Origin of the sequence: Bartonella tribocorum CIP 105476 (genome assembly GCF_000196435.1) — a bacterium.
Taxonomy (GTDB): domain Bacteria; phylum Pseudomonadota; class Alphaproteobacteria; order Rhizobiales; family Rhizobiaceae; genus Bartonella; species Bartonella tribocorum.
In genome coordinates this window covers 374,061-390,369 of record NC_010161.1, presented here as the reverse complement: position 1 = coordinate 390,369, position 16,309 = coordinate 374,061, and the positions used below count along the sequence as shown (strand labels likewise).

The window sequence follows — 16,309 nt, the reverse complement described above, 5'->3', positions numbered from 1 at the left end:
GGGGAGAATAAGAGATGACTAAAACCAAAAAACTCGACATGGAATTGCCACAAGAAGGGCGTTTTATCAGTTCTGAATTCCCTATTTTGCGTGAAAACTTGACCAAGATTGATCAGGCAATAGCGCAAGTTGAGGAAAAGGTAGACGAAAAGGCGCCTTTACAACACACGCATACCATAAGCGAAATCACAGATCTAGAAAGTGCCCTTAATGGCAAGATGGCAGCAGATAAAACCTTCACTTTTGCTGATTTAAGCGATATCGAGGGGGCTAAGGACGCCGCCAACAATTATGTTCTCTATAAATCAAGCAACAACAATTTTACCTTTGGTAGTGCTGTCTCACTGTTAGGTGCGCACCAACATAAGATTGAAGATATCGTGGGGCTTGATGATTTTAGAGCCAAGATCAATCAAGATCTGACCAGCTATGGTCGCCTCACAAGCCCAAATGAATGGAAAAATTACAATAAGTTTACCAGCAAAGTCACCATGAGTGGTGGTTTGGAGATCGTCAAGAATTCACCATTTAGCACATCTCCATTAGTTGGTTTATCCGCCGGCTCTACCGGGCTTAGAAGAAGTTTTTCAATCTCAGAATCAGTGGTTACCCGTTTAAGCGCAAATGGAAGCATACTGAAAGGACCACTAACCGTTGACGGTGAAAGAGTTTATACCAAGAGTGAAGTTGATGCCGCCATATTGGCAGGGATAAAGAGTCTTAAAAAAGATTTGACCGATAAAATCACCAATTGGCCGGCTCTTGCCGATGCTGAATTGCTCTAGATGGCAAAATTGAATGGCCCGATTGGATCACGGATAAAACTAAAGTCGAAATTACAGCCTGGGGTGGTGGCGGTAGTGGCGGTGGATCGGATACTCCATATTTGGGAGGCGGTGGCGGTTGCAGCGTGTGGTATGGCTATAAAGCAAGTTTAAACGGTCATGAGGATATCATCATTGGTAAAGGAGGAACTTCTGTTGCATCGCGCGGTGCAACAGGTAATTCTGGAGGAACAACAATCGTTGGAAAGAATTTTATTACCGCTACAGGAGGATGTAATGGAACTGCTGCTTATTATAACATATCATCAAGAACGGGTTACTCAGGCTCTGGTGGCGCTGGAGGAGTTGGTGGAAATTTGGGTTTAGCAACAGACGAACATCCAGGACTTGCCAAAGGCGGCAATGGTTATGCTGGAAGCGGTATAAGTGGTAACGGTGGTGATGCTGGAGGCGATACATCAAGAGGTGGCTCTGGTGGGATGGGACAAGGTTCCCATAGTTCAGGAAAAGCAGGACGTGGTTTTGGAGCTGATGGCGCTGTTCTCATAAGATTGTGGAAAGATTAATTACATAACCAAAGAGAGCACAATTCAAATGGTGCTTGTTGTATAAGCGAGCGTATATGATTTTCTTTCTTTAAAGCCCCCTTTGAAGATCTTTCAAAGCCCTTTAAAGGGCTTTTTTGACTGACAGTGTCAGTCTTATGAGAGAGTGTAGATGATTGTTATGGTCTCTCCATTGATTTGGAGAGCAAAATGACAATAGAATTTAAACTTCGTATTCACTTTATTAAGGATGGTAAGAGATCTGAGTTTTTAGCAATATTTGATCAGACAGTTATTGGTGTGGTTGTAAAATCCTTGATGTTGACGTGCAAGTTTATTCCCTCCATGAGTTTGTGCTTCTCTTTACGCATGAGTTGGAGAAACAGGATAGTGTTCGGCTTCATAAGCTTCAATTAACAAAACAAGAGTTTTCATTTGATCAAATTCTGGAGTCCCCTCTTGAGGTTGATTATCAAACATTGCAGACACAATTTCTAAGGCTTCTTGATAATCTTGTTCAGTGCGAATAGGCTTGATGTTCATTTTTTAAATTTCTTTAAATGGTATAATATCGATGGCATATTGTTTAAATTGTAACGGTTTTAAAATTAATTGCAGAGAAGACTATCCATGACCACACGTAATCCTAATCGTTGTCCTTCTCATCCAGGAGAAATTTTAGCTGAATCCTTAGAACATTTAAATGCAAGCAAAACCGAAATTGCTAGGATTCTTCAAATAACACGCCAGCACTTGCACGGTATCCTTAAAGGAGAACGTCCAGTCACAGCCGTAACAGCAGCTCGCATTGGTAAATTGTTAGGAAATGGACCAGCCCTTTGGCTACAGCTTCAAGCCAATTATGATGCTTGGCATGCAGAGCGGGAAACAGATGTTAGCAAAGTTCCAACACTAACAGCTAGAGAAATGAATGCGCAAATGGAACATAGCCATTCGTAACCTTCTCCCCGCCCTAAAGACGGGGAGATGAGTCATGTTTTTTAATTAAGCAACCTTTTTAATGGGGCTGTCTAAATTGGGTTCGTAAGATTTTAACAAAGACTCTATAATCGGAGGTGGTCTTAAAGTTCCAAAATTTGTAATCATTGCCAAAATTTTCAGTGCATTTGGGGTTTCGTCTTGAAGCTTAAAAATTAAAGCTTTTTCTATCGCATCCATAGTCTCAATGAGAGTATTAAAAGCCTTGTCTTCAATATCATCACGATCAGAAAATTGATACAACGCCATCCACAAATCGCATAAAAAGTCTATACTGGTATTCATTGCACACCTCCATGGATTTGTTCTCTCAAACATGCCAATCCTCTGGATGTGATTTTTGTTGAAGGGAGTACCTTTTCTGTACCATCCGGTCTTTGAATGGTGATAGCAGGACAATCCATAAAGCCTTTCTTGATTTTATCCTGATAAGGTAACAAAGGCGCCCCTGGAGCCCGTCGATAGACCCAATCATGTTTACGCAAGTAATCCGTTAAATCCTTTGGTCGCACCTCCAACATCTTTGCCGCTTCAATAAGACCAAACAAACCATCAGAACGTTTTAAACCTTCCAAAGCTTCGGCTTTTGGTGTCAATTCTGCAATAGCATGATCTTTTTGCTCGATTTGGCTTTGTAGATGATTCAAAACACCCAGTAATGCTTCTGGTTTGGAATAATCAACTTGTGGAGTAGCGACTTGTTTCAAAAGCCGTTCACATTTGATAAAATATTGACGAGCTTCATGCCCTTTATCATTACGCTCTATCATTGAAAGGTGTTTAGCCATGTCTAAGGTAATGTGGTATTCTTTTACCTTTCCACCGTTTACTAAATTTTTAGTAAGCGTTATAAAGTTTATATTTTCCTGAAACTTATATTCTTTAATGCGATTTTTAATCCAATCATTGAAGCGGGCTTTTATCTCTAAAAACGCATGCAAATCGCGTGCATTAACAGTTTGAACAGTTTCTTGATCAATAACCTGTTCTGATATTTCTATAAGTGTGTTCATAACGAACTCCTTGGTAATAGAGGTTTTTCATTGACACTCTAAAGAGTGTCGGGCGCTGAAAAACACGGTACCAAGTCCGTCGTTACGCTTTCCCCGAAAGGGTATTGTATAGCATAACCACACCCGACAGAATTATTATACGCACGTAGCATATAACGAGTCAAAGTATTTAATGTGCGGAAAATAAACTATGTCGGTAGTTTGTCCGCTTGGTATTTAAGGCGTTTTTCAGGCACCTGATTCGAAAATACACATTGCATAAATAATGTCAAGCACCTTTCTATATTTTTGTTAATTTCATCTATAAATGCTGGACGCTTAAAACACAGCAATCATCCCCTTCGTTTCCCCATTCATTTCTAGCCAATATTTCAAAGGAGTATAAAATGGCAACAGGTTTTTTACACGGTGTTGAAGTCGTTGAGGTTGACGACGGCACCCGCTCCCTTCGTGCGGTTCAGTCTGCCGTTATCGGAATTGTTGGCACAGCACCCGATGCCGATGAACAAGCATTCCCCCTCAACACACCGGTTTTGGTCGCAGGCTCTCTTTCACAAGCCGCAAAACTCGATAAAACGGGTAAGCGTCAAGGTACATTACCCAATGCCCTTGATCTGATTTTTAAACAAGTAGGAGCAATTGTCGTTGTCGTCCGTGTAAAAGAAGGTGACGACGAAAATGCAACACTTACCAATATTCTAGGCGGTGTAAACGCAAATGGCGCTTATGAAGGTGTTCATGCTTTCATTGGAGCACAATCCATTGTAGGACAAACACCACGTATTCTGATTGCGCCAGGCTTTACACATCAACGCCCTTCCAGTGTGGGTATTGAAGGGAATGAAACTGGTGCAACTGCCAACCCCGTCGCAGCAGAACTGATTGGCATTGCAGAGCGTTTGCGCGCCATTGTGGTGCTTGATGCTCCAAACACAACAGATGAAGCAGCTCTTAGCACAGCAAAGGATTTTGATTCAAAACGCGCCATTCTCATTGACCCGTTTGTAAAGGTAAATCGTGCTGGAAAGATCATAGAACAGCCGGCAAGTGCAGCGGTTGCTGGTGTCATTGCCAAAAATGATTTTACCCATGGCTTTTGGCATTCCCCTTCCAATAAAGTGATCAATGGCATTGTGGGAACTGCGCGCCCCATTGATTTTTCCATTGGGGACAGATCAAGCCGTGCCAACCTTTTCAATGAACAAAACATCACAACAATCATTCGCGAAAATGGCTATCGCCTTTGGGGCAATCGCACACTCTCAAGCGATACAAAATTTGCTTTTTTATCCGTGGTGCGCACCGCGGATATGATCAATGATGCTATTTTGCGCGGACATCTATGGGCTGTCGACCGCAATATCAAAAAAACCTACATGCATGATGTCAGTGAAAGCGTCAATGCCTATTTGCGTGATTTGAAAGCACAAGGCGCTATTCTTGGTGGGCGTTGTACGCCTGATCTAGAGCTTAATACAGCAAGCGCCATTGAAAGCGGAAAAGTCTATTTCAATGTGGAATTTACCCCGACAACACCCGCAGAACACATCACGTTCCGTTCACAAATCATCAATGATTACCTAGAGGAGATCTTTTAATGACCGTACCTGTTTTACCAAGAGTTTTGAAATATTTTAACATTTTTGTCGACGGTATTCCCTATCAAGCAAAATGTGAAAGTGTCACCCTACCAAATTTGAGTTTGGTCGTTGAGAGTTATCGCGGCGGTGGCATGGATAGCTCCATTGAGGTTGATCTTGGTCTTGAAACCCTCACGCTTAGCATGACCATTTCTGATTGCTCTCCAGAATTAATGGCACTGTTGGGACGCACAGATGTCAACATCTCATTGCGCAGTTCAATGCAAGCACAAGGCACACCCGCAGAAGGTTTTGTCATGACCATGAGAGGACTTTGCAAAGGCTTTGAAATGGCAGAATGGCAACCGGGAGGCAAAGCAACTTCTACAGCAACATTCACATTGCAATATTTCAAATATGTCCAGAAGGACATTGAAATCGTTGAGATAGACGTTCTCAACTTGGTGAGAAAATTCAATGGCGTCAATCAACTCGCAGACCACAGAGAAAACATAGGATTATAAAATGACTATACAACAAAGTGTTACCCATCAATTGCTTATCCCTATTACCTTTGAAGGAAAAGAACACACCACAATTACCTTACAGCGCCCCAAAACAAAAGATTTGCAAGCAATCGACAAAAAAGAAGGCGTAGAGCAAACAATCGCTATGATCGCACGCCTTTCTGGATGGCCGCATGAGGCTATCAGTGAACTTGATATCAATGATTTGTCAAGCATTGGAGAGATCTTGGAGTCTTTTATCAAACGGCGGGATACCTCGACTGGGAAACCGCCGCAAAACTCATAGCCGATATCGCCATTGTGTTCCATTGGTCCCTTTCAGAGATGATGGAAATGGAACCACAAGAACTCATATTCTGGCGAAAACAAGCAGCAGAAAGGTATAAGACAAAATGAGTGAAAAAGTTGCCGATGCAAAGGTGAAATTGTCTCTTGAAGACGAACTCACCGCACCTCTTAAACGTGTACAAAAACAATTTAATACATTGTCAAAAACACTCTCTCATAGAATGGGTATTCCGCGCTTTTCTGCTGCTGTAAAAAACATGACAAAAAGTCTTCATGGTGTTCAAGGTGCTCTTAGCACAGCTGCAAGTCGTGCTTCGGTCTTTACCGGTGTCTTAGGGCTTGCTGGTGGGGGGCTTGTGGCAAGTGTGACCGCCCTCACCATGAAAACCATGCATCTGGGAGATAGTCTTCACCATGCCTCACACCATTTAGGTATGAGTGTTGCATCACTTCAATTATGGGGTGATGCTGCTGATAATTCAGGATATTCTGCCGAACTCTTTCAACAATCCTTGGCAACCTTAAATAGGCGTTCTGCGCAAGCATATGCTGGACAAAAAAGAGGCATGATGGGATTTGAAGCGCTTGGTATTTCTGTCAAAAATGCTTCTGGCAAACTCAAATCAAATTCTCTCTTACTAGAAGAAATTACCGAAAAAATGAGTAAAATGAAAAATCAAGCACAAAGACAGCATATTGCTGCTCTGCTGTTTGGGGGTGATGGTAAAGAGATGGCATCCATGCTTGCACAAGGCATGGCGCCCATCAAAGAGCTGTTTGCAAAGGCGAGAAAAGGAAAGTGGCTGATAGGCGCCGATGTTGCACGCTATGCCGCAGATTTAAGTGACAAGCTTGGTGCCTTTAAGAAAAAAATAGGTGGTATCGCGAACTTTCTTGGTGCACGCTTTATGCCCGTGATCAATGATATGGTTGACGGTTTTTCAAAGTTGATTGATGAAAACCGTGACCTCATTCAAACAACCGTTGCGAGCTGGGCTAAAACCTTAAGAAAAGTCTTGCAAGATTTGCTTAATCCTACCTCTGATTTAAGAAAAGGTATCAGTGATCTCACAGAAAGGATTAAAGGCTGGTTTCAATGGCTAGAACCTCTAATTGGTGAAATAACTCTTTTCAAGGTGGGGCTTGTCGCTCTTGGTTCCTTCATTTTTGGTCCACTCATTGCCGCATTAACAGCCGTGGGAGTAGCGTTTGTTAGCCTTGGCTATACTATGATGACCACCCCTATCGGTTGGCTCATTGGCGGTATTGCAACACTTGCTGTACTCTATAAATATTGGGATAAACTCAATGGCTGGATAGCAGCATCTTTAGCTGTAGTTGGAACAATTCTTATCGGATCATTCATTGCAGCAATGGTCCCGGCTGCTTCCGCAGTTGCGGGTCTTGCGGTATCTCTTGTAACTTCACTTATTCCAGCAATAACCGCCGTTGGTTCTGCTTTTATATCGCTTGGTGTTGCTATCATGACCACACCTATTGGCTGGATACTTGGCGGCATTGCAGCTCTTGTTGCTGCCGGATATCTGCTCTACAAAAATTGGGACACAGTCATAAGCTTTATAAGCAAGCTATGGGATTCTTTTGCAAGCTTATGTAGTAATGCTTTCAATAACCTCTTGGCGCTCTTTAAAAACTTTTCACCACTCTCTTGGATTTCGAAAAAAATCAATGAACTCATTGAATGGCTGTTCGGTGTCGATTTAATGGAAGCAGGCTCCAATCTGATTAATGGGCTTTGGGATGGCATCAAAAGCAAATGGAACGCTCTGTCTGACTGGCTCAGCGGCATGATGAGTAAATTAACCAGTTGGATGCCAAACTGGATGAAAGAAAAGTTAGGGTTTAATGTTTCAATCAACAAAACTTCAACGCAGACCATTAAAACCTTTACCGAAGAAACCAATACACGGGCAAAAAAAATGCTCGATACAGCCGTGGTTACAAATACCCCCCCTGAAAAACGCAAAAGTGGCTTTAATACAGGGGGCGTTGAAACAAAGCATATGGAAGCTCCAAATACAAAAGCGGGCGCCTTCAAAGCTCCCAAGCCCATTACCGTTCATAAGCCGGTAGAAATCGATGCCCGCGTGATGATTTCAAATTTAAATATTTCCGTCCCCAATGGTCTTAAAGATGAAATCAGAAACGCAGTCAATCAAGCCCTTGAACACTATGCCAAACAACAGCGCTTGGCTATCGCCTCTAGCCTTTCGGATTAAACATCATGATGTTAGCTTTGGGTAGTTTTATCTTTTCCATTGAAACGGCCGCTTATCAAACCCTTGACATGTCTTATGGTGTTCCATGGGTCGAGCAAGGGCGATTGGGGCGCAAAGCTGCTCTTCAATTGCCTGCTGTGGCAAATGCAGAGTTTTCTTTAACCGGTGTGATCTATCCAGATTTTAAAGGCGGTCACGGACAAATCGAGTATTTGCGACAAATGGCGCATAATGGTCCTCATATCCTTGTGACGGGTCAGGGGAAAATTTTAGGAAAGTTTGTCATTCTTTCCGTAGAGGAAAAACAAAGCATTTTTCACCAAAATGGGACCCCAAAAAAACAAGAATTTACAATAAAGTTGAGAGAATATGGTGAAGAGCTATGAGTGATCTTTACGTGACAAAAGAAGGCGATATGGTTGATGCCATTTGCTGGAAATACTATGCCAAGGGTCAACAAGCCCTTGCTGTTGAACGCGTTTATGCAGCAAACTTTGGTCTTGCAGACTATGGACCCATCTTAAAAGCAGGCATCACAATCGTTTTGCCAACCCTTCCCTATCCTAAAGCCACACCGGTGATTAGAATTTGGGGCAGTCAATCATGAAACCTTTTTGCACAGTGATGGCAAATGGAGAGGACATCACAAGAACTCTGATGGACTATGTCTTATCGATTGAAATTACGGATGAAGCAGAAGACAAAAGTGACCGCATCACCATAGAACTTGATGACCGCGCGCGTGAGAGCGACAATGGCTTTCTTGATATTCCTCTCATCGGAACAATCATTTCTGTCACACTTGGCTATGAAGGCGGCAAAAACCGCGATATGGGAGCCTATCTGATTGATGAAATCTCTGTAAGCAGCCCCCCACAAAGTTTAAGCGTGACAGGACGCGCCGCCTCTATGAACACGTCTTATAGAACACCCAAAAGCCAATCCTATCACCAACAAACCCTTGGCAGTATTATTCAAGAGATAGCACAGCGCAATGGCTATACACCAAAAGTTGACCCTGCTCTTGCAAAAATTGTTGTGCGTCACATTGACCAAACTTCTGAAAGCGATATGGCTTTTGCCACGCGCCTTGCAGAAGACTATGATGCGGTAGCAAAACCCGTTGATGGCAAATTGGTGCTTGCCAAACGGGGTGAAGGCAAAGCCATCACTGGTGAAACACTCCCCGTTATTGTTATCCATGAAAAACTCTGCAGCTCTTGGGATTTTAAATACAGTGCGCGTGATGAAGCAGGAGCGGCCAATGGCTTAGCAACAGAGGCAGGAGATGACCAAAAAGCCGCCGCTGATGCACGAGAACCAGAAGAAGTTGATAACAGCGAAGATGTTATCCATATGGATGAAAGTGACGCCCCCAATTTGCCTAAAGCAGAGACGGAAGCCAAAACACCTGAAAATCAAGAGCAAGAAGAAGAGAAAAAAGGCGGTGTACTTGCAAACTATCATGATATCCGTACTGGTGAAAAAAAGGAAGTCAAGGTTGGCAAACCACCGTTTCATGAACTCAAATACACCTACCACAATCAATCAGAAGCTGTTGCGGCTATTGCTGCTTATCGCAACAAATCATCACGTGGGAAATCTTCTTTCTCGTGTGATATCGGAGGTGATCCCTTTGTGCAAGCAGAAGCAAAGCTTGTTCAAGAGCCCCCTTTCCGCCCCTATATTCCAGTAGAATGGCGTATCAAAAGCGTTAAACACAAGCTTGATAAAACAGGTGGTTATACTACAAAAATAGATTGTGAACTTTTTGATGAAACCCAAGAAGATACGGCTGGAAACGTTGCAAACACCACACCAGACAAAGATGATACCCTTGATCCAAACGCCCCACCTAACGCATGTGATGAAGGCGAAGGCGTTATCCATATGGATGAGGAAGATAGATAACAGGTTACCATGATTTGCCGTAAAAAACTGTTGTTTAGGGCTAGAAAATGCTTAATACACTCAACACTCGGATTAAACGTGTGGAACGGGTCGTTCAAGAGGTTGTACAGCTAAGCGAAGCCCCATGGTACGTAGTAAAGCATTTAGGCTACGGAACTCTGGATTGCCTTTTTCTGAAAGTGTACGATAAAGTTGTGTAGGATTCAGTTTGGCTGCTTTAGCTACAGCTTGAACACCACCATAGGCTTTTGCCATTTGACGAAGTGTTACAAGCAGTTCCCCTTGGTCACCATCTGCTAGGATTGCATCAAGGGTCGCTGCTGCTACTTCAGGGTCATCATGGAATATTTCTGCCATTGCATCATCATGGCTACGGTCTTTCATCTTTGCACTCCTTAATCTTCACGGTTTTGCCAATCGTACCAACAAGCACATGCACGAGTGATATCGGTGTCTTGTGTTTTTTTGGTACCACCGCATAATAACAATAATACGGTCTTTCCAGACTGAGCATAATAAATTCGGTAACCAGGACCAATATTCATACGCAGTTCATAGACACCATCACGAAGTGGCTTGAAATCGCCAAAGTTTCCTTGCTCTAAACGATTAAGACGGCGAATAATTGCAGTTTTAGCCTGCACATCACGGAGCTTTCGCAGCCAATCGGCTATCAAGTCTTTGCCATCAGAGGTAAGGTAGTGACGTATTTCAAACATAATGTATATTCGTTTATAAACGAATATTTGTCAAGAGCGAAAGAAATTTATTTTTAGATTTTCACTCAGCCCCGCCTTGTGTGGGGCTTTTTTATAGGAGCAATACATGAGAACAATATCACCAGAAGGGTTAGCACTGATTAAACAATGGGAAGGTTTACGTCTCAATGCCTATAAAGATGCCATTGGAGTGTGGACCATTGGTTATGGACATACAAACAATGCTGGAAAACCTTTTGTTCATAAAGGTATGGCAATCACTGAAAAACAAGCAGAAGAACTTCTTTGCCACGATTTAAGACAATTTGAAAATGCCATTGAACAAGCCGTTCAAGTTTCTTTAACCGATGAACAATTCGCGGCATTGGTCTCCTTTTGCTATAATGTAGGAACAACAGCTTTTTGCAATTCGACCCTATTAAAAAAACTCAATAGTGGCGATTATGAAGCAATCCCAACCGAATTACAGAAATGGACCAAAGCCGGTGGAAAACGCTTGCAAGGTCTTGTACACCGACGTGCAGCAGAAGCAGGATTATGGGCGAAAGGTGCTTTTGTTTCCTCGAATTACCAAACCGTAGAAACGCAAGCACCAACAGGGCTTTTCAAAGCCGAAGCCCTTGCACCAGTCATTGGTTCTTTTTCTGGACTTGGCGGCTTATTAGCAGGCAACGGTCCAGTGCAATGGGCGCTCGCCACTATCATGGTTTTAGCTGCAGGTGTTGGTCTTTTCTTTGTTGCTAAACGTTTTCAGGAACACCGTTTATGATCTTATGGATGAAAAGAAATCTGCTGTTAACAGGTGCGGCTCTAGGCGCTTTTTTTATAGCTTTGGCAAAAGCTTTCACCCTTGGGAAAAAGGCAGAACAGCAAAAGCAAACAGAAAAAACCTTAAAGGCAGCAACAACACGGCTGGAGGTGGAAAATGAAGTTAATCAGAAAAGTGATGCTGATGTGCGTGCTGCTCTCTCTCGTTGGTTGCGGGACAAATAAGTATGTCTCTTGTGTTGGTTGGTTACCAATTTATTTAGAGAGAAAAGATGTCAACGTCATCAGTTCCAATTTAGCAAGAGAGATCTTAAAGCATAACAAGCAGGGCGAACGTGTGTGTGGGTGGAAACATGGCTAGGAAAAGAACACAAGACGATATAGAACTTACAGAAGGAGAAAAAGAAATCCTTCAAGAAATCATCATGACCTACAAAAGTATAAAAGTGATGTCACGTTATACGAAATGGATTGTACTCATTATACTCTTATTAGCACTTGATTTTTCACGTCTTATAGATGCTGTAGAAAATATTTTTACACAAAAACCAAATATCCGACTCTAAATACACTTTGAAACGTGCGAAACTGTTTAGCAAATGAATTATCAATTTCGCACGCCTCACAGATGCGAGAGATAATATCGTTTTACACATCTCAAACAGTGGTTTTCAAAAACTTGAAAAATTATCATAAACGCAGTTCAGAATGTGAACCAAGCCGTAAAAGTTCTAAAGTTTCATCATCAGGCTTTCGATAGATCAAAACGAGATCTGGTTTAATATGGCAATCACGACAGTTTCGCCATTGCCCTGTTAGTGCGTGATCTCTCCACTGCATTTTTAAGGGTTCGTTTTCCGCTAATGCTTTGATCACAAGCAGCAAATCTGTCTCTAATGTATCAGCATACCGCCCTTTACTTTCACGTTTCAGATCACGCCGAAAAGATTTAGTATAAACAATTTCCCGCATCGCTAGCCAAAGTCACTTTTCAGACTTACATACTTCGGCTTTATCATCACGAATCATGGCTCGCAGACCATCCAATGACGTACGCTCGACACGTCCCATTTCAGCATCCTCAATAGCCTGCAATGTTTCCGGATTGGGTTGAAATAGATCAAGCGGCAATGCTCTATCTCTAGCAATACGGGTCATAAACATACGCACCGCATCTGATACAGTTAAGCCCGTGGATTTAATAACTGCGCTTGCAACTTCCTGAACTTCATCAGGTATGCGTGCTTGAATTTTACCCATTCGCTTAAACCTCCTATTTATTTGTACTACAGTGTACTACATTTAAAACTTATGTCAAGAGATTTATCCAATAATCCCCTCCCCGCTTTTAAAACGGGGAGATGGCCATGCTTTTAAACTTAAGCAGCTTTCGTAACAGATCTTGCTAAAACCCGCTTAGCTTCTTTAATGAGAGCTTTATATTTTCTGTTCTCTTCATCCACTCTAAAAGCATCAATAAGACGAACATGAATAGGACCTAAAAGATACAAAGCTTTTTCACCAGCACTCATACCCTCCCAGTAACTTGGCAAATCAAAGCGTGTATCATTATCATAATCAATAGATTGGCTTTTTAACTTTTTCTCACACTCAATAAAATAACGACGAGCCTGTCTGCCTTTCTCATTGCGTTCAACCATGGAAAGCTCTTTTGCCATGTCTAAGGTAAGGTGATATTCGATACTTGGACGACCACCTTTAGGTTTCGGTAAATTTTTACCGAAACTCATAACACCTTGATTTTCTTGAGGGGCATTAGGTTTCGCTAAAATTTTAGCGAAACCTATAAAGTCCTTATTTTCTAAGAATCCGTACTCCTCAATGCGATTTTTTATCCAATCTCTAAAATTAGATTTAACTTCCAAAAATGTATGCAACTCACGTGCATTTACTGTCTGAATAGTTTCCTGATCAATGATTTGTTCTTTAATTTCTATAAGTGTGTTCATAATGAACTCCTATCGATTAGAGGTTTTTCATTGACAACCAACAAAGGATGCCGGGTGCTGAAAAACACGGTCGATAGTCCGTCGTTACGCTTTCCCCAAAAGGGTATTGTATAGCGTAACCACACCCGACAAAGCCATTATATGTGTGTAACATACAATGAGTCAAAGCCTTTAATGTGCGGAGAAAAGATTGTTTCGGCAATCTATCCGCTATCGATTCAAGGTGTTTTTCAGGCACCTGATTCGACAATAGACACATTGTTATAAGCCTGTCAAGTCGCTCCTGTTATAAATGCAGCCCACTGTTCCATAAGGGTATGTCGTTGTTCTAAAAAATCTGTCCGCATATAAGCTTTTGTCACTGAACTCCCAACGGAATGCGCAAGAACAGTTTCTGCAATCTCAAAGGGTGTTGACGTTGTCTCTGCTATCCAATCCCGTAAGCTGGAACGAAAACCATGGGGACGATAAGTCAAACCACAAACTGTCATATATTTTGCCATGCTTGCATCAGAAATTGGCTTGCCTGTAAGACCAGAAAAGAGAAAACCATTTTTTTCAAAGGGGAGGGATTTCTCAATCACTTTCAAAGCTTCATGACTTAATGGCACGCGAAAATCTGAAACTTTCCCTACAATGCCCTTCATATTTTCTTTGGGTATTGTCCATATATTTTTATCTATTTGTTCAAGACGAAAATAGCGCAATGGATATGACCGTACTCCTGTCAAAACAAGTAACTTCAGTGCTAAATTTGAAAGGATATTATCATCTAAGCTTTGATAAAATGCCGGAACTTCTTGCCATGGCATAGCAGGGATATTTGTTGATGTTGCACGGGGTTTTCCTAAAAGGGCGCGTGCTTTCATACAAGCTTGTAGATCAACGTCCAAACCAAGAGCCGCAGCATATTTCAAACAAATGTTAATACGATTAAGTGCTTTTCGTGCTGTGTCTGCTTTTTCATGCCAAAGAGGAGCCAGAACATTGCGAATGATATTAGCCGTTAATTTTTCTATAGAGAGGCCGCCTATGTGTGGAATAACATGCAATTCCAGCGGAGAAAACCAGCGCCCATTTTTGCCTTCATTTTTTAATTCTGCTTTTTTACTTTCAAAAGCCGCTGTTGCAATCTCACTGAATATGTTGCTTTGCTGTTTTAAGACGGTTTGTTCTCGAAAGACAATAGGGTCATTGCCTTCTCTGAGAATAGCACTATAATGCTTGGCAAGTTCGCGCGCTTCTTTCAGAGAAAGTTGTGCAACTGGACCGAGCCCCATTTCACGGCGTTTGTTGTGGTATGTATAACGAAAGAACCAAGAGCGCGTATTGTCTTCTCGAACATTCAACCATAGCCCTGCTCCATCACAATATTTACCCTGAGAAGCAGACTTGACAAGTAATGCTGATAATCTATGGATTCCCCTCACTTAATTTCCCTTCTCGTCCACCTTTTTAGGTCCACCTTTTAGACCACCTTAATTTTTTGATTTGAGATTTTTTCTTTAATTCTTAATTTTTTTATTGGAACATAAAAAATTATAGACATCAATATGCTCTTGCACATATTTACATAACTTGATTCTTGTTGCAAAAGCCCGATCTGCCGGCATGCGGCACCATGTTATGTGTTTAATACATAGATTTTTTATTTAAATAGCAGTTTTCAGACCATCTTTTAGACCTCTTCGTGTAGTTTATATAATTTTACTGTAGCTTGCCAGCGTATTTTGTATATTTTGACACTATGTTTTGTACCAATTTATTTTCTTTTAGATGGTTTTAAGAGGTTCTCAAAGGGTCTTCAAAGACCTTTCAAAGATTGTTTAAATCCCTTTAATAGATCTTTTTCTCTTCTCCTAAATATCACAATTGGTAATGATGCGTTCCTTTGCCGGAATCGCATTATTTAACAAATTACAGGAATAAATTGTTCTCACCTCTTTTATATGGAATTGACTGAAGGTTTTTCGAATCTCTGGCACATCATTGAGAGAGAGAAGAAACTTCCCCTTTAATTGTGCAAGCAGCATAGACATCGTCTGGTAATCCTCCCACTTAAACAAGTCCTTGCCATAATAATCCTCAACACCCAAATAAGGTGGATCAAGATAAAACAAGGTATTTGGCCGGTCATAACGCACAATAAAATCAGACCAGTCTAAATGTTCAATGATAACTCTCGCTAAACGGCGGTAAATAAGCTTTAATATACCTTCAAGTTTGAAGGGATTAAACCGTGCACTACGGTCTGTCTCAACTCTAAACGTACGCTCTGCTACTTTCCCACTAAAACTTAAACGCTGCAAATATAAAAACCGCAAAGCCCGTTCTAAATCCGTAAGCGTTTCTGGATTTTGTGTCTGTAAGCGTTCAAACGTCTCACGGCTGCTTATTTGAAACGCTAACAGTTCTATAAAAGGGTGATAATGGCGTTGTAACACCCTAAAAAGCTGTGCACATTCATGGGGTGGACATATCTATCACCATTATCAAAGAGCATCTCATTTCTATATTACATAAATGGGTGAAGATGCTGGGAGAAAAAATTTCCTCCCTAACCTCAAGCTGCTTTTATCAAAATCTTTTGTATTCTTTGTATCATTGCGCCTAAAAAGATTTCAAAAGCTTGATTGATTCATTTAAGATGTTACTGGAAACGTAACCAATAAACACCAGACAAAAATGATACCATTGACCCAAACGTGTCGCGAAACGCTTCATATTAAGCAAATGAAGGCGTTATTCATATGGAAAATACCATGACCAAGACTATTGTTCAATTTTATTACAGTACAATATTCTTCAAAAAACCATCAAATATCATTGATCTATATATTGAATATGCTTCTCTAATATATTGTTTCAGTTGGAAACAGACTATAAGAGAAGGAATAAGTATCCATTATGTTTTTATGTAAACATATTTTATTTATAAAAAATTTATGTAACAGTCTATTTCAA

22 protein-coding genes and 2 pseudogenes are annotated in these 16,309 nt (G+C 41.3%); 14 read left to right on the top strand and 10 right to left on the bottom strand.

Annotation, left to right across the window (positions count from 1 at the left end):
• The first annotated feature begins 14 nt into the window (after positions 1-14).
• Positions 15-1,351: pseudogene (locus tag BTR_RS01575) on the top strand (Bgr_08870 family protein).
• A gap of 342 nt (positions 1,352-1,693) precedes the next feature.
• Here BTR_RS01575 and BTR_RS01570 read toward each other — a convergent pair.
• Positions 1,694-1,873, bottom strand: coding sequence for a hypothetical protein (locus tag BTR_RS01570; protein ID WP_012230779.1), 180 nt, complete (start codon positions 1,871-1,873; stop codon positions 1,694-1,696).
• An 87-nt stretch (positions 1,874-1,960) separates the two neighbouring features.
• On the opposite strand from BTR_RS01570, the gene BTR_RS01565 reads away from it, so the two are divergent.
• Entirely contained in the window at positions 1,961-2,290 is a 330-nt protein-coding gene (locus BTR_RS01565) for a HigA family addiction module antitoxin (protein WP_012230778.1), read from the top strand.
• Between the two features lie 45 nt (positions 2,291-2,335).
• Here BTR_RS01565 and BTR_RS01560 read toward each other — a convergent pair whose 3' ends face one another.
• Both BTR_RS01560 and BTR_RS01555 read right to left on the bottom strand, forming a co-directional pair.
• A complete protein-coding gene (locus BTR_RS01560; RefSeq protein WP_012230777.1) occupies positions 2,336-2,614 on the bottom strand; it encodes a hypothetical protein in 279 nt (92 codons plus the stop codon).
• Entirely contained in the window at positions 2,611-3,342 is a 732-nt protein-coding gene (locus BTR_RS01555; protein WP_012230767.1) for a phage antirepressor Ant, read from the bottom strand. The genes BTR_RS01560 and BTR_RS01555 overlap by 4 nt, the downstream gene beginning before the upstream one ends.
• Before the next feature lie 386 nt (positions 3,343-3,728).
• Here BTR_RS01555 and BTR_RS01550 point away from each other — a divergent pair, with 386 nt between their 5' ends.
• The 8 genes from BTR_RS01550 to BTR_RS01520 are packed head-to-tail and all read left to right on the top strand — an operon-like array spanning position 3,729 to position 9,888.
• On the top strand, positions 3,729-4,940 hold the full coding sequence (locus BTR_RS01550; RefSeq protein WP_012230766.1) for a phage tail sheath subtilisin-like domain-containing protein: 1,212 nt from the start codon (positions 3,729-3,731) through the stop codon (positions 4,938-4,940).
• Positions 4,940-5,446: a phage major tail tube protein gene (locus tag BTR_RS01545; RefSeq protein WP_012230765.1), complete on the top strand. Its 507-nt coding sequence runs from the start codon at positions 4,940-4,942 to the stop codon at positions 5,444-5,446. The genes BTR_RS01550 and BTR_RS01545 overlap by 1 nt, the downstream gene beginning before the upstream one ends.
• Position 5,447: 1 nt before the next feature.
• Positions 5,448-5,735: a phage tail assembly protein gene (locus tag BTR_RS01540; protein WP_012230764.1), complete on the top strand. Its 288-nt coding sequence runs from the start codon at positions 5,448-5,450 to the stop codon at positions 5,733-5,735.
• 38 nt (positions 5,736-5,773) lie between these two features.
• Complete coding sequence (locus BTR_RS13320) at positions 5,774-5,845, top strand: GpE family phage tail protein (RefSeq protein WP_081485993.1); 72 nt, start codon at positions 5,774-5,776, stop codon at positions 5,843-5,845.
• On the top strand, positions 5,842-7,977 hold the full coding sequence (locus tag BTR_RS01535) for a tail protein (protein ID WP_012230763.1): 2,136 nt from the start codon (positions 5,842-5,844) through the stop codon (positions 7,975-7,977). The genes BTR_RS13320 and BTR_RS01535 overlap by 4 nt, the downstream gene beginning before the upstream one ends.
• A gap of 5 nt (positions 7,978-7,982) precedes the next feature.
• Positions 7,983-8,363, top strand: a complete 381-nt coding sequence (locus BTR_RS01530; RefSeq protein WP_012230762.1) for a phage tail protein — start codon at positions 7,983-7,985, stop codon at positions 8,361-8,363.
• A complete protein-coding gene (locus BTR_RS01525) occupies positions 8,360-8,584 on the top strand; it encodes a tail protein X (RefSeq protein ID WP_012230761.1) in 225 nt (74 codons plus the stop codon). Before BTR_RS01530 ends, BTR_RS01525 begins: the two co-directional genes overlap by 4 nt.
• Positions 8,581-9,888, top strand: a complete 1,308-nt coding sequence (locus tag BTR_RS01520; RefSeq protein WP_012230759.1) for a phage late control D family protein — start codon at positions 8,581-8,583, stop codon at positions 9,886-9,888. Before BTR_RS01525 ends, BTR_RS01520 begins: the two co-directional genes overlap by 4 nt.
• Positions 9,889-9,960: 72 nt before the next feature.
• On the opposite strand, the gene BTR_RS01515 is transcribed toward BTR_RS01520, so the two are convergent.
• Positions 9,961-10,272 carry a helix-turn-helix domain-containing transcriptional regulator gene (locus BTR_RS01515; RefSeq protein ID WP_012230757.1) on the bottom strand — a complete coding sequence of 104 codons (312 nt, stop codon included), beginning with the start codon at positions 10,270-10,272 and terminating at the stop codon, positions 9,961-9,963.
• A gap of 11 nt (positions 10,273-10,283) precedes the next feature.
• Positions 10,284-10,607, bottom strand: coding sequence for a type II toxin-antitoxin system RelE/ParE family toxin (locus BTR_RS01510; RefSeq protein ID WP_012230755.1), 324 nt, complete (start codon positions 10,605-10,607; stop codon positions 10,284-10,286).
• A 106-nt stretch (positions 10,608-10,713) separates the two neighbouring features.
• Here BTR_RS01510 and BTR_RS01505 point away from each other — a divergent pair, with 106 nt between their 5' ends.
• Genes BTR_RS01505 through BTR_RS01495 form a run of 4 tightly spaced genes read left to right on the top strand, consistent with a single transcriptional unit; the run spans position 10,714 to position 11,941 of the window.
• Positions 10,714-11,376: a lysozyme gene (locus BTR_RS01505; protein ID WP_012230752.1), complete on the top strand. Its 663-nt coding sequence runs from the start codon at positions 10,714-10,716 to the stop codon at positions 11,374-11,376.
• Positions 11,373-11,600 (top strand): hypothetical protein, encoded by a 228-nt coding sequence (locus tag BTR_RS01500; RefSeq protein WP_012230751.1) that lies wholly within the window; start codon positions 11,373-11,375, stop codon positions 11,598-11,600. Before BTR_RS01505 ends, BTR_RS01500 begins: the two co-directional genes overlap by 4 nt.
• Positions 11,533-11,736 carry a hypothetical protein gene (locus tag BTR_RS13315; RefSeq protein WP_081458149.1) on the top strand — a complete coding sequence of 68 codons (204 nt, stop codon included), beginning with the start codon at positions 11,533-11,535 and terminating at the stop codon, positions 11,734-11,736. Before BTR_RS01500 ends, BTR_RS13315 begins: the two co-directional genes overlap by 68 nt.
• Positions 11,729-11,941: a hypothetical protein gene (locus BTR_RS01495; protein ID WP_012230750.1), complete on the top strand. Its 213-nt coding sequence runs from the start codon at positions 11,729-11,731 to the stop codon at positions 11,939-11,941. Before BTR_RS13315 ends, BTR_RS01495 begins: the two co-directional genes overlap by 8 nt.
• A 124-nt stretch (positions 11,942-12,065) precedes the next feature.
• Here the strand turns inward: BTR_RS01495 and BTR_RS01490 are convergent, their stop codons facing one another.
• From BTR_RS01490 to BTR_RS01470, 5 genes and pseudogenes are all read right to left on the bottom strand, one after another.
• Positions 12,066-12,347 (bottom strand): type II toxin-antitoxin system YafQ family toxin, encoded by a 282-nt coding sequence (locus tag BTR_RS01490; RefSeq protein ID WP_012230749.1) that lies wholly within the window; start codon positions 12,345-12,347, stop codon positions 12,066-12,068.
• A 12-nt stretch (positions 12,348-12,359) separates the two neighbouring features.
• Positions 12,360-12,635, bottom strand: a complete 276-nt coding sequence (locus BTR_RS01485; RefSeq protein WP_012230747.1) for a type II toxin-antitoxin system RelB/DinJ family antitoxin — start codon at positions 12,633-12,635, stop codon at positions 12,360-12,362.
• Between the two features lie 119 nt (positions 12,636-12,754).
• A complete protein-coding gene (locus tag BTR_RS01480; protein WP_012230746.1) occupies positions 12,755-13,345 on the bottom strand; it encodes a phage antirepressor Ant in 591 nt (196 codons plus the stop codon).
• Between the two features lie 272 nt (positions 13,346-13,617).
• A complete protein-coding gene (locus tag BTR_RS01475) occupies positions 13,618-14,775 on the bottom strand; it encodes a tyrosine-type recombinase/integrase (protein ID WP_012230745.1) in 1,158 nt (385 codons plus the stop codon).
• A gap of 429 nt (positions 14,776-15,204) precedes the next feature.
• Positions 15,205-15,798: pseudogene (locus BTR_RS01470) on the bottom strand (DNA adenine methylase); the annotation flags it as partial.
• Positions 15,799-16,309: the final 511 nt, after the last annotated feature.